Below are 12,297 nucleotides of genomic sequence, written 5' to 3'. Positions count from 1 at the left end.
CGGTGGCAGGAGAAATGCCGAACTGACGGCAGAGGAAACGGATGTTCGCCCCGTCCTGCGAGGCGAACAGCACAAACTCGGTACGTAATGACATGGTATCTCTCGCATCCCAGGGCATAAGTGACTCCATAAACGGGTTCTTATGCCTCAGTTGTAAGTGTCTACCATGTCCCCGAACAAGTGTTCACTATGTCCCCGGACCGTACACCAATGGGGCGAGGGGGTTGTTCCGTGCTCAGATGATTTTACGCGCCACCTTCAGGACTGGGTCCTGTTGAAGCTGTCTCCATGCGGCGGTGACGGTTTCAGGGAATTCAACGTGGGCGATAAAATCCCGCCCGGCCGGGCCATAGCCGTTAACGTCATCATACAGGCGCGGCTGTTCCCCCATAACCAGTGAAAGATAACGGTCAACGGGCCACAGTCCGGCGTTGCCCCCACTAAACTCCACGCCCTCTGTGCCGTTTTGCAGCACTGGCGTAAACCCGGGATGGCTGATCCACTGCGGTGATGCGGGTTCATCGCGGCACACGCGGGCAAACGTCGCCATCGTGCGGCGCTGCATCGTTGGGTCCTGCACCACCAGCACGCGCCCGCTTGTCCGCTGACGCTCTTTCAGCATGTTCCAGCTAAAACGCGCGTTTTCACCGCAGTTGGTGGAGCGATCTTCAACCCACAGGCGCGCCTCGGGGATCTGCCAGAACGCCCGCGCAACGTCGGCAAGAATGCTCGCTTCGGCCCGCCCTTCGACTTGTAAGGTGTGATAACGCGGATGATTGCCGATAGCTGAATATAAAAACGCTGTTGAATGACCAATACCGCCGCTAATCAGGAGCGGGATTTCTCGCTGCGCGGCAATACGGCAGGCTGCCTCAATGGTCGGGATCACCGCGTTCCCTGCCAGAATTACCGCATCGACGTCCGGGGGCTGGCGGCTGCCGCTCAGGTCATCCTGCGCCAGCCATTCACCGACAGTATTAATGGCCGCCAGTGTGGCATCCGGCAGGATGGGAAAATGGGTCTGTTCCATGATGAACTCCTTCTCGCTATCCCTGCAGGGTAGCGACTTCAGGTTCTCAACACAACGGCGACATCGGGCCGCTCTTTTTCCTTAAATTTCTCTCGTACATTTGATTAACATGCGCAAATCATATTCACTTGAATTATCATTTGCGGCAGACGTAGAATCGCTAGCCCGCTAATTATTCAATCATTTCTAAGGTAATGACGTTATGCGCCTGCCCGAACGCGACCCTTATGCTCCTCGCGAGTGGCAGCCCCATGAGAAACCCGCCCTGCTGGGTTCGCCTTCCACTCCCGAGCACAGTACGCCAAAACGCCTCGCCTATGGCGTCGTTGGGCTGCTGGTTTGCCTGACGGGGGCACTGGGCAATGCGGTGGTTACCGCCAACCTGCAAAACCTGCAGGGAACCTTCGGGGCCTGGTCGACCGAAATCGCCTGGCTGCCCGCAGTCTATGTGATGACCAACATCTCCATTAACCTGCTGCTGGTCAAATTTCGTCAACAGTACGGCCTGCGCGCCTTTACGGAAGGTTTTCTGGTGCTTTACGTGCTGGTCACCTTTTTCCACCTGTTCGTTAACGACCTCAGCTCCGCGCTGATGGTACGCGCCGCGCACGGGATGGTGGCCGCCGCGCTCAGCTCGCTGGGGATTTACTACCAAATCCAGGCCTGGCCTGCGAAGCATCGCCTGAAGGCGCTTACCATCGGGATCACCGGATCGTCGCTCGCTATTCCGCTGGCGCGTCTGTTTTCCACTGAGCTTCTCCAGCTGGACGAGTGGCGCGGGCTCTATTTCTTTGAACTGGGGCTGGCGCTGATCTCCCTGGCCTGCGTAATCGGCTTAAAACTGCCGCCGGGTGACCGACGCAAGGTCTTCGAGAAGAAAGACTTTGTCACCTTCTTTTTACTGGCTCCCGGAATGGCCCTGCTCTGCGCCGTGCTCTCTTTAGGCCGTCTTGACTGGTGGTTCGAGGCGCCGTGGATCGGCTGGTCGCTGGCGCTATCGCTGGTGCTGATTGTTTCCGCCATCGTGTTTGAACATAACCGCGCCAACCCGCTGCTGAACACCCGCTGGCTGTCGAGCGGCAGCATCGTTCGCCTGGGGCTGATCATGCTGCTGATCCGCATCGTGCTGGCGGAGCAAAATACCGGCGTCATCGGCTGGCTGCAGTACGTGGGGTTACAGAATGAGCAGATGACCCATCTGGCGTGGTCCATTTTCGCCGGGATCGTCTGCGGGATCGTCACCAGTTGCCTCACCATCAAGCCCACAAAGCTGGCGTGGCCGATTATCACCTCTCTGGCGCTGATGATTGTTGCCTCGCTGCTGGACAGCCAGTCCAATAACCTGACCCGCCCGGATCAGCTGATGGTCAGCCAGTTCCTGCTGGGCTTCGGCAGCGCCTTCTTCCTGGCGCCCGCCATGCTGGCCGCCATTGGCGGGGTAATTGCCGACCCGCGTAACCTGGTCAGCTTTTCGGTCATGTTTGGCATGAGCCAGAACCTCGGCGGCCTGCTGGGATCGGCGATTCTCGGCACCTTCCAGACCTGGCGCGAGAAATACCACTCCAGCCTGCTGGCGGATCAGCTCACCACGCTTAACCCGCTGGTCAACGAGCGGATTCAGCTTTATACCCAGATGTATAAAAGCCTGATTGGCGACAGTACGCTGCTGGGAACGCAGGCCATTACCCAGCTACAGACGGTGACCACCCTTGAGGCAAATATTCTGGCCTATAACGATACTTATCTGCTGACGGCAAGCATCGCTGCCGCCACGCTGGTCTGGATTTTATGGCGCTTGCTGCGCCTGCGCATTACTGCCCGTATGGCGCTGAAGAACGCCACCGGCAACAAATAATTGTAATATTTCTGGAGAGTTTATGAGTCAGCAGGATGCCGCCAAAGAGCAGGCCAACACCCGCAAAAATGTGCGCATTGTTTCCGTTTTCACCGCCGCTGCCATCGGTATTGTCGGCGTGCTGGTCATTCTTTACGCCTGGCAGCTGCCGCCGTTTACCCGCCACGCGCAGTTTACTGACAACGCCTACGTGCGCGGCCAGACGACGTTCATCAGCCCCCAGGTAAACGGCTATATCACCGAGGTGAAGGTTCAGGACTTTGTGCAGGTCAAAAAAGGCGATCTGCTGTTGCAGATCGATGACCGCATCTATCGTCAGCGCGTCCATCAGGCCGAGGCGCAGCTGGCGATGAAAATTGCCGCGCTGAATAACAACCTGCAGCAGCGGAAAAGCGCCGAAGCGACCATTGCCAAAAATGAAGCCGCGCTGAAAAATGCCCGCGCCCAGAGCCTGAAAACCCAGGCGGATTTAAAGCGCGTGAAGGATCTGACGGCGGATGGGTCGCTTTCCATTCGTGAGCGCGATGCCGCGCTGGCCAGTGCGGCTCAGGGCAGCGCAGATATCGACCAGGCGAAAGCCTCGCTTGAGATGTCGCGTCAGGATCTGCAGACGGTGATTGTGAACCGCGGCGCGCTGGAGGCAGATGTTGAAAACGCCAAAGCGGCGCTGGAGCTGGCGCAGATTGACCTGCAAAACACCCGCATTATCGCCCCGCGCGACGGCCAGCTCGGCCAGATTGCCGTGCGTCTCGGCGCGTACGTGACCGCCGGAACGCACCTCACTACGCTGGTACCGCCGCAGCACTGGGTGATTGCCAACATCAAAGAGACCCAGCTGGCGGAGCTGCGCGTCGGTCAGCCGGTGAAGTTTACCGTCGATGCCTTAAACAACAAAGCGTATCAGGGCCGCGTAGAGAGCATCTCGCCGGCGACCGGGGTTGAATTCAGCGCGATTACACCGGACAACGCCACCGGCAACTTTGTCAAAATCGCCCAGCGCATTCCGGTGCGCATTGAGGTGCTCGGTAAGCCTGAAGATTCCGCGCTGCTGCGTCCGGGTATGTCGGTACAGGTGACGATTGATACGCGGGAGGCGAAGTGATGATCCTTCGCCCGATAGCCGCGCTGGTGGGGGCGCTCATGCTGGCCGGATGCCAGTCCGTTGACGTCAAGCCGGCGCAGCCGACCCTGCAAATTCCGGCTCAATGGCGCGCCGTCTCAGGGCCAACCAGCCCGACGGAACAGCTCTGGTGGCGCAATTTTCATGACAACAACCTCAACCGCTATGTGGACCAGGCGCTAAAAAATAACAGCGATGTGCTGATCGCGCGGGAACGAATTAACGAGTATCAGGCGCGGGTCTTTGCCGCCGACGGCAGCCTGTTTCCTTCGCTCGACGCGGGCGTAACCGGGACGCGCGCCCGTTCTCAATCCGCCGCCACCGGGCTTCCGGTTTACAGCACACTGTACAGAGGCAGCCTGACGGCGAGCTATGATGTTGATATCTGGGGCGTCAACCGCAGCACGGCCAATGCCGCCGAAGCCTCGCTGGAGGCGCAAAAAGCCGCCGCCGCGGCTGCGGATCTCACCGTCGCCTCGTCCGTTGCCTCCGGGTACATCACCCTGCTCTCGCTTGATGAACAGCTGCGCGTGACCGAATCCACGCTGAAATCGCGCGAAGAGGCGTTTAATCTTGCCAAACGCCAGCTTGAGACGGGCTACAGTTCGCGCCTGGAGCTGATGCAGTCGGATTCCGAGCTTCGCTCAACGCGAGCGCAGGTGCCCGTGCTGCGGCATCAGATTGCGCAGCAGGAGAATGCCCTGAGCCTGCTGCTGGGAAGCAATCCCGGTGCGGTGGCGCGTAGCGAAAGCTTTGCGGCGCTGACGCCGCTCACGCTGCCGTCACAGCTGCCCTCCACGCTCCTGAATCGTCGGCCGGATATCGTGCAGGCCGAGCGACAGCTGGTCGCGGCTGATGCCTCGCTTGCCGCGTCACGCGCCAGCCTGCTGCCGTCGATCAACCTGACCGCAACCGGATCGATCCAGGATCGCACCCTTTCCGGCCTGCTGGATAACCCGCTCCAGCTCTGGAGCGCAGGCGGCAGCATTCTCGCCCCGCTGCTGAACCGCCAGGCGCTGAACGCGCAGGTGGATATTTCCCAGTCCCAGCGTAACCAGGCGCTGTATGCGTATGAAAAAACCGTGCGTAACGCGTTTGCCGAAGTGAACAACAGCCTTGATGCCATTACGCGCTATCAGGAACAGCTGACGGAGCTGCTTGCCCAGCAGGATGTGGCCCGGGAGACTCTGCGCATTGCGCAGAACCGCTATCGCAACGGTTATTCATCCTATCTTGACGTGCTGGACGCGCAGCGCACGCTGTACTCGGTCCAGACCAGCGTGGTGCAGGTCAAAAATAACCTGCTGCTGGCGCAGATTGATTTGTATAAAGCGCTGGGCGGAGGATGGGTCAGTGCCTGATAACCTGCCCGGTGGTGCTTTGCTTACCGGACCTGCATTTCGCACCCGGCAATCCCTCTTAAGGAGTCAGTCTATGCAACAACAATGGTCTGCAGTAGATAATTACATGATTTCTTCGCTTATCCCTGAGGATGAGGTTCTTCAGAAGGTTCTTGAAAACAACAAACGCGCCGGGCTACCCGAACACGATGTTGCGGCCAATCAGGGGCAGCTGCTGGCGCTGTTCGTGCGAATGACGCAGGCAAGACGCATTCTTGAGATCGGGACGCTGGGCGCCTATAGCTCAATCTGGATGGCGCGCGCCCTGCCGCCGGACGGAAAGCTGGTTACGCTCGAGGCTGACCCGACGCATGCCGATGTTGCCCGCCAGAATATTCGCCTCGCGGGGCTGAACGATCGTATTGAATTAATTGAAGGCCCGGCGCTGAACTCGCTGGAGAATTTCGGTGACGTTCCGCCGTTCGACCTGATCTTTATTGATGCCGATAAGCCAAACAATCCCGGCTATCTGGAGTGGGCACTGCACTATTCCCGTCCCGGCACGGTGATTATCGGCGATAACGTGGTCCGCGACGGCGAGGTCATTAACGGGCAAAGCGACGACGCGCGCGTGCTGGGCGTGCGGCGTTTTATCGAGATGACGGGGGATAACCCGCGCTTAACCGCCACCGCACTGCAAACGGTGGGGGTTAAGGGATGGGATGGGTTTACGCTGGCGATTGTGAATGGGTGAAGGCATCAGCCCGACCCTCTCCCTGTGGGAGAGGGAGAAAACCGGGCAAGGACGTTAAGCGGAAATCTGCTCCATCGCCTGCAATATACGTTTATCCGAAATCGGATACGGCGTACCGAGCTGTTGAGCAAAGAAGCTGACGCGCAGCTCCTCGATCATCCAGCGGATCTCCTGCACATCTTCATCGTCGCGGCGCGCCGGCGGCAGCTTGTTTAACCACTGCTGCCACGCCTGCTGCACGCTTTCGACCTTCAGCATCTGCGCGCGATCGCGGTGCGGATCGATCGCCATTTTCTCCAGACGTTTTTCAATCGCCTGCAGATAGCGCAGCGTATCGCCCAGACGCTTAAAGCCGTTGCCTGTGACAAAGCCGCGGTACACCAGTCCCGCCATCTGCGCCTTCACGTCCGACAGCCCCAGCGCCATGGTCATATCCACGCGCCCCTTCAGGCGCTTGTTGATGTTGAACACGGCGGTGAGGATCTGCTCGACCTGTTTGGCTATCTCCACCACGGTGTCGTTCAGCTCCGCGCGCACCTTTTCATGAAGCTGAGCAAAGCCCTCTTCCGTCCAGACCGGGCCGCCCGCTTCGTGAATGAGTTTGTCCACGCCGCAGGAGATGCAGTCGTCAATCAGATCCAGCACTTTGCCGTACGGGTTAAAGTAGAGCCCCAGCTTGGCTTTGTTCGGCAGCTTCTCGTGCAGATACTTGATCGGCGACGGGATGTTGAGCAGCAGCAGGCGGCGCAGCCCGCGCCACATCATCTGCTGCTGTTCCTGCGGGTTATCAAACAGTTTGATCGCCACGCTGTCACGTTCGTCCACCAGCGCCGGCCAGGCTTTGACCTTATAGTTGCCGCGCTTCTGCTCGTAGCTTTCCGGAAGCTGGCCAAAGCTCCAGATATGCAGCCCGCTCTGCTCGATGCCGTCGTCCGCCACCGCAGAAAGCGTCTCCTGAACTTTGCCTTTCAGCGCCTCTTTCAGCTCGCTGAGGGAACGCCCTTCCAGCAGCTTTTTGTTTTTATCATCCACCACGCGGAAGCTGATTTTCAGGTGATCGGGCACCTGATCCCAGTTCCAGTCTTCGCGGTCGATGGTGGTGCCGGTCATGCGGCGGAACTCACGCTCCAGCGCGTCCAGCAGCGGCAGTTCCAGCGGCGTGACGCGGCCCAGAAACGCTTCCGCATAATTTGGCGCTGGCACAAAATTGCGCCGCACCGGTTTGGGCAGGGATTTGATCAGCGCAATCACCAGCTCGCGGCGCAGGCCGGGAATTTGCCACTCAAACCCGCTCTCGTCGACCTGGTTCAACAGCGGCAGCGGAATGTGGACGGTTACGCCGTCCGCGTCGGTGCCCGGTTCAAACTGGTAGGTCAGACGCAGCTTGAGGTTGCCCTGATGCCAGAAGTTCGGGTAGTCGAGCTTGCTGACCGACTCCGCCCCCTCTTTAATCAGCATGCTCTTTTCGAAGTTGAGCAGGTCCGGCGTCGCTTTGCTGGCCTTCTTCCACCAGCTGTCAAAGTGGCGGGCGGAGATAACATCATGGCTGATGCGCTGGTCGTAAAACTCAAACAGCGCCTCATCGTCCACAAGAATGTCGCGGCGTCGGGACTTGTGCTCAAGCTCTTCCACCTCGGCGCGCAGCTTCAGATTTTCACGGAAGAACGCGTGGCGCGTCTGCCAGTCCCCCTCCACCAGCGCGTGGCGGATAAACAGCTCGCGGCTGAGCGCCGGATCGATCTGGCTGTAGTTGACCTTACGCGCGGCGACCACCGGCAGGCCGTAAACAGTCACTTTTTCGGTCGCCATCACCGCGCCCTGCGCGCGCTCCCAGTGAGGCTCGCTGTACGAGCGTTTCAGCAGGTGCTGCGCCACCGGCTCAACCCATTCCGGGTCGATGCGCGCGGCAATGCGCCCCCACAGGCGGCTGGTTTCCACCAGCTCCGCGACCATGGTCCACTTCGGCGGCTTCTTGAACAAGCCGGAACCCGGGAAGATGGAGAAACGCGCGTTACGCGCGCCGGTATATTCCTGCTTATCCGCATCCTTCATCCCGATATGGGACAGCAGGCCAGTCAGCAGCGCGATATGAATTTCGCGGTACTCCGCCGGTTCACTGTTCACCGGAATGCCCAGCTCTTTCACCACCTGGCGCAGCTGGGTGTAGATATCCTGCCATTCACGCACGCGCAGGTAGTTAAGGAAATCCACGCGGCACTGGCGGCGGAACTGGTTCGAGGAGAGCGCTTTCTGCTGCTCGCCGAGGTAGTTCCACAGGTTCACAAAGGCGAGGAAATCGGACTCTTTGTCGTGGAAGCGACGGTGCTTTTCGTCCGACGCCTGCTGTTTGTCCATCGGACGCTCGCGCGGGTCCTGAATGGAGAGCGCCGAGGTGATGATCATCGCCTCGCGCACGCAACCGTGCTTTTGCGCTTCCAGCACCATGCGCGCCAGGCGCGGGTCGACCGGCAGCTGGCTGAGCTGGCGGCCCAGCGGTGTCAGCTTATAGATGCTCGCCTGTTCGTCGGTGGTAATCGCCCCGAGTTCTTCCAGCAGACGCACGCCGTCCTGAATGTTGCGCTTGTCCGGCGCTTCCACAAACGGGAATGCCGCGATGTCGCCCAGCCCCAGCGCGGTCATCTGCAGGATAACGGACGCCAGGTTGGTGCGCAGAATTTCCGGGTCGGTAAACTCCGGGCGCGACAGGAAATCGTCTTCGGAATAGAGACGAATACAGATCCCTTCCGACACGCGGCCGCAGCGGCCCTTACGCTGGTTAGCGGAAGCCTGGGAGACCGGCTCAATCGGCAGGCGCTGAACCTTGGTGCGGTAGCTGTAGCGGCTGATGCGCGCCGTGCCCGGGTCGATCACGTATTTAATCCCCGGTACGGTCAGCGAGGTCTCCGCCACGTTGGTCGCCAGCACGATGCGGCGTCCGCTGTGTGGCTGGAAGACGCGGTTTTGCTCGCTGTTCGACAGGCGCGCGTACAGCGGCAGGATCTCGGTGTGGCGCAGGTCGCGCTTGCTGAGCGCATCGGCGGTATCGCGAATTTCGCGCTCGCCGCTCATGAAGATCAGGATGTCGCCCGCGCTCTCGTTGCCCAGTTCGTCAACAGCGTCGAAGATGGCCTGCAGCTGATCGCGCTCGGTATCATCCGCCTCTTCCACAATCGGGCGATAGCGCACTTCCACGGGATAGGTGCGGCCCGACACTTCAATAATCGGCGCATTGTTGAAGTGTTTTGAGAAGCGCTCCGGGTCGATGGTCGCGGAGGTAATGATGATTTTCAGATCAGGGCGACGCGGCAGCAGCTCTTTAAGATAGCCAAGCAGGAAGTCGATGTTCAGGCTGCGCTCGTGCGCTTCATCGATGATGATGGTGTCGTACTGCATCAGCAGGCGGTCCTGCTGTATTTCCGCCAGCAGGATACCGTCCGTCATCAGCTTGACCATGGTGTTGTCGCTGACGTGGTCGCTGAATCGCACCTTGTAGCCGATGCAGCCGCCCGGCTCCGTCTGCAGCTCTTCGGCAATACGGTTCGCCACGGTGCGCGCCGCCAGACGACGCGGCTGGGTGTGGCCAATCAGCCCCTTCACCCCGCGGCCCAGCTCCATGCAGATTTTCGGCAGCTGGGTGGTTTTACCTGAACCGGTTTCCCCCGCGACAATCACCACCTGGTGATCGCGGACGGCCTCAAGGATGTCCTGTTTCTTCTGGCTGACGGGCAGGTTTTCCGGGTAGGTGATCGCCGGACGCGCGGCTTCGCGCAGCACAACCTTCCCTGCCGCCTGTTCAATCTCTTTGGCCATCTCCTGGTAAATGGCCTGTTGTGCATCAGGATTTTTAACCTTCTTCACGCCGTGCAGCCGGCGGGAAAACCGCTGTTTATCGCGCAGCATCAGGGAATCAAGCTGTTGCAGGAGCATCGGAAAGGTGATTTTGGGTTGTTCTGTCATAGCGTTAACGGGCAGTGCTCTGCCGGATAAAATCTCTTTTTAATGATTGCTATAGAGTACCACATTGACGCTTTTAGCGCCTTATTCAAAAAATTCGAACATAGGCTTCGATATATTGCGCTATCTCTGTGGCAGGATTGTGAATAAAGTGTCAACAAGCAACGGGGCACCCCCCTTCAATCAAATGCAACAACAGGAATCACCCATGAGCAAAGTATTAGTTTTGAAATCCAGTATTCTGGCAGGGTACTCTCAGTCTGGTCAGCTGTCTGATTACTTCGTTGAACAGTGGCGTGAACAGCATTCTGCGGACGAAATCACCGTGCGTGACCTGGCAGCAAACCCTATTCCTGTCCTGGACGGCGAGCTGGTTGGCGCGCTGCGCCCAAGCGATGCGCCACTGTCCCCGCGTCAGCAGGAAGCCCTGGCCCTGTCCGACGAGCTGATTGCTGAGCTGCAGGCGCACGACGTTATCGTCATCAACGCCCCAATGTACAACTTCAACATTCCTACCCAGCTGAAGAATTACTTCGACCTGGTGGCGCGCGCTGGCGTAACCTTCCGCTACACCGAGAACGGCCCGGAAGGTCTGGTAAAAGGCAAGCGTGTGATCGTCCTGACCAGCCGTGGCGGTATCCATAAAGATACCCCAACTGACCTGGTTGCGCCGTACCTGAGCCTGTTCCTGGGCTTCATCGGCATTACCGACGTGAACTTTGTGTTCGCGGAAGGCATCGCTTACGGTCCTGAAGTGGCGACCAAAGCGCAGACCGACGCGAAAGCCGCCATCGACAGCCTGGTAGCCGCGTAAGATTTCCCCCTCTCACCGCCCGGTGGGAGGGTTTTTCTTTTCCCCGCATTTCGCTATCATCCGCATCCACTCTCCAGCCGGTCGGCCTGATGTCTGCGATTATCGATTCTTTTATTGCCCCACCGTGTCACGACGACATTGAGATCCTCTGGCAGGATGAACATCTGCTGCTGATTAATAAACCCTCTGGCCTGCTCAGCCTCTCGGGCAAAAACCCGCAAAACCTCGATTCTGTCCATTATCGTCTGGTCCAGACGTTCCCCGGCTGCACGCTGGTACATCGTCTGGATTTCGGCACGTCCGGGCTGATGGTGGTTGCGCGCAATAAGGCCATCAACGCGGCGCTTTGCCAGCAGTTCAGCCAGCGCAGCGTGGAGAAAGTCTACAGCGCCCTGCTTTATGGGCATCTGGAAAACGACGAGGGAATAATAGACGCGCCCATTGCCAAAGACCCGGCGCTGTTCCCGCTGATGTCGATCTGCGCCATCAACGGTAAACCCGCCCGTTCCCGCTATCGGGTGGTGGAACGTTTTTATCAGGGGACAGGAGTACCGTTAACGCGGGTGGAACTGACGCCGGAAACCGGGCGAACCCACCAGCTGCGCATCCACTGCCAACAGCTCGGGCACCCTATTCTGGGCTGCGATCTGTATGGCGGTCTTGACGCGCCGGGGGCTGAGGAAACGCCCCGGCTGATGCTGCATGCCAGCGAGCTGAATTTTATTCATCCCGTGAGCGGAGAGCCGGTTAACGCCCGCCACGCCGCCCCGTTTTGAACGCGGTTTACCACATCAAATCGTCAGGAATTTTGAAGTCGGCGTACGGATCGTCTTCGTCCTGCTCTTCCTGGCTGAGCGCGCTGTTTAACACGATGCTGTCGGCATCGCGCTGGGCAATTTTATCAGCCACCACCGCCGGAATGATCGCGTATTCACAGTCGCCGTTTGCATTGAGCACCAGGCGCGCAATGGCCAGACGGCCGTTGATCAGCTGGGTTTGCGTCTGCTTGTCGACCTCAATTTTTTTGATCAGATTACCGTCGGTGAAGTTAAAGGTGATGTTGCCCTTCGCCACGGTAATGCGGTTCATCTCGATCAGCTGCTTCACCTGCGCTTTAAACTCTTTCGCGAGTACGGCCTGCTTCTGCTGCTCGCTCAGCAGCTTGTCACGTTCGATCTGCGCCTTCTTATTCTCTTCTACCGCTTCCCGAGCCTCACGTGCCTGAACGCGTGATTTCTTTGCCGTGCGCTGCACTTTCGCCGCTTTCTTGCTGCTGACCAGGCCCGCTTTCAGCATCTGCTCTTGTAAGGTGAGTTTTGTCATGATCGTTTCTAAACCGGTTGGAAATTTTGGGGATTATAGCGGGAATTGAGGAAAGAGTGCGACATTAGGAGAATCGTAGGCCGTGTAAGCGCAGCGCCACCCGGCAA

9 protein-coding genes and 1 pseudogene are annotated in these 12,297 nt (G+C 58.8%); 6 read left to right on the top strand and 4 right to left on the bottom strand.

Annotated features, from left to right (window positions below):
* Both ACMWL8_RS08305 and ACMWL8_RS08300 read right to left on the bottom strand, forming a co-directional pair.
* Window positions 1-130: pseudogene (locus tag ACMWL8_RS08305) on the bottom strand (IS481 family transposase); the annotation flags it as partial.
* A 105-nt stretch (window positions 131-235) separates the two neighbouring features.
* The gene (locus ACMWL8_RS08300) at window positions 236-1,030 is read right to left on the bottom strand and encodes a YdcF family protein (RefSeq protein WP_045261391.1); all 795 of its coding nucleotides are present in this window, start codon (window positions 1,028-1,030) and stop codon (window positions 236-238) included.
* A 202-nt stretch (window positions 1,031-1,232) separates the two neighbouring features.
* On the opposite strand from ACMWL8_RS08300, the gene ACMWL8_RS08295 reads away from it, so the two are divergent.
* From ACMWL8_RS08295 to ACMWL8_RS08280, 4 genes are all read left to right on the top strand, one after another.
* Window positions 1,233-2,885, top strand: a complete 1,653-nt coding sequence (locus tag ACMWL8_RS08295; RefSeq protein WP_045261392.1) for an MFS transporter — start codon at window positions 1,233-1,235, stop codon at window positions 2,883-2,885.
* 22 nt (window positions 2,886-2,907) lie between these two features.
* A complete protein-coding gene (locus tag ACMWL8_RS08290) occupies window positions 2,908-3,987 on the top strand; it encodes an HlyD family secretion protein (protein ID WP_045261393.1) in 1,080 nt (359 codons plus the stop codon).
* Complete coding sequence (locus ACMWL8_RS08285) at window positions 3,987-5,366, top strand: efflux transporter outer membrane subunit (protein WP_045261394.1); 1,380 nt, start codon at window positions 3,987-3,989, stop codon at window positions 5,364-5,366. The genes ACMWL8_RS08290 and ACMWL8_RS08285 overlap by 1 nt, the downstream gene beginning before the upstream one ends.
* Window positions 5,367-5,439: 73 nt before the next feature.
* Window positions 5,440-6,099 (top strand): O-methyltransferase, encoded by a 660-nt coding sequence (locus ACMWL8_RS08280; RefSeq protein ID WP_045261395.1) that lies wholly within the window; start codon window positions 5,440-5,442, stop codon window positions 6,097-6,099.
* A gap of 54 nt (window positions 6,100-6,153) precedes the next feature.
* Here the strand turns inward: ACMWL8_RS08280 and hrpA are convergent, their stop codons facing one another.
* Window positions 6,154-10,056, bottom strand: a complete 3,903-nt coding sequence (hrpA, locus tag ACMWL8_RS08275) for an ATP-dependent RNA helicase HrpA (RefSeq protein ID WP_241276795.1) — start codon at window positions 10,054-10,056, stop codon at window positions 6,154-6,156.
* Between the two features lie 205 nt (window positions 10,057-10,261).
* Between hrpA and azoR the strand changes: the two genes are divergently transcribed.
* Both azoR and ACMWL8_RS08265 read left to right on the top strand, forming a co-directional pair.
* Window positions 10,262-10,867 carry an FMN-dependent NADH-azoreductase gene (gene azoR, locus ACMWL8_RS08270; protein WP_045261397.1) on the top strand — a complete coding sequence of 202 codons (606 nt, stop codon included), beginning with the start codon at window positions 10,262-10,264 and terminating at the stop codon, window positions 10,865-10,867.
* A gap of 89 nt (window positions 10,868-10,956) precedes the next feature.
* On the top strand, window positions 10,957-11,643 hold the full coding sequence (locus ACMWL8_RS08265) for an RluA family pseudouridine synthase (protein ID WP_045261398.1): 687 nt from the start codon (window positions 10,957-10,959) through the stop codon (window positions 11,641-11,643).
* Between the two features lie 7 nt (window positions 11,644-11,650).
* Here ACMWL8_RS08265 and ACMWL8_RS08260 read toward each other — a convergent pair whose 3' ends face one another.
* Window positions 11,651-12,190, bottom strand: coding sequence for a DUF2058 domain-containing protein (locus tag ACMWL8_RS08260; protein ID WP_028013071.1), 540 nt, complete (start codon window positions 12,188-12,190; stop codon window positions 11,651-11,653).
* Window positions 12,191-12,297: the final 107 nt, after the last annotated feature.

This window comes from Enterobacter sp. 04-C-12-SI-ECC (assembly GCF_047530715.1).
Taxonomy (GTDB): Bacteria; Pseudomonadota; Gammaproteobacteria; order Enterobacterales; family Enterobacteriaceae; genus Enterobacter; species Enterobacter bugandensis.
Note: the sequence above shows the minus strand (reverse complement) of the source record. Positions and strands in the feature narration are given on the sequence as shown.

What these genes read in the sequence shown, in the direction of transcription:
- ACMWL8_RS08300 (WP_045261391.1), bottom strand. Translation starts at nt 1,030, where the DNA reads ATGGAACAGACCCATTTTCCCATCCTGCCGGATGCCACACTGGCGGCC.
- ACMWL8_RS08295 (WP_045261392.1), top strand. Translation starts at nt 1,233, where the DNA reads ATGCGCCTGCCCGAACGCGACCCTTATGCTCCTCGCGAGTGGCAGCCC.
- ACMWL8_RS08290 (WP_045261393.1), top strand. Translation starts at nt 2,908, where the DNA reads ATGAGTCAGCAGGATGCCGCCAAAGAGCAGGCCAACACCCGCAAAAAT.
- ACMWL8_RS08285 (WP_045261394.1), top strand. Translation starts at nt 3,987, where the DNA reads ATGATCCTTCGCCCGATAGCCGCGCTGGTGGGGGCGCTCATGCTGGCC.
- ACMWL8_RS08280 (WP_045261395.1), top strand. Translation starts at nt 5,440, where the DNA reads ATGCAACAACAATGGTCTGCAGTAGATAATTACATGATTTCTTCGCTT.
- hrpA (WP_241276795.1), bottom strand. Translation starts at nt 10,056, where the DNA reads ATGACAGAACAACCCAAAATCACCTTTCCGATGCTCCTGCAACAGCTT.
- azoR (WP_045261397.1), top strand. Translation starts at nt 10,262, where the DNA reads ATGAGCAAAGTATTAGTTTTGAAATCCAGTATTCTGGCAGGGTACTCT.
- ACMWL8_RS08265 (WP_045261398.1), top strand. Translation starts at nt 10,957, where the DNA reads ATGTCTGCGATTATCGATTCTTTTATTGCCCCACCGTGTCACGACGAC.
- ACMWL8_RS08260 (WP_028013071.1), bottom strand. Translation starts at nt 12,190, where the DNA reads ATGACAAAACTCACCTTACAAGAGCAGATGCTGAAAGCGGGCCTGGTC.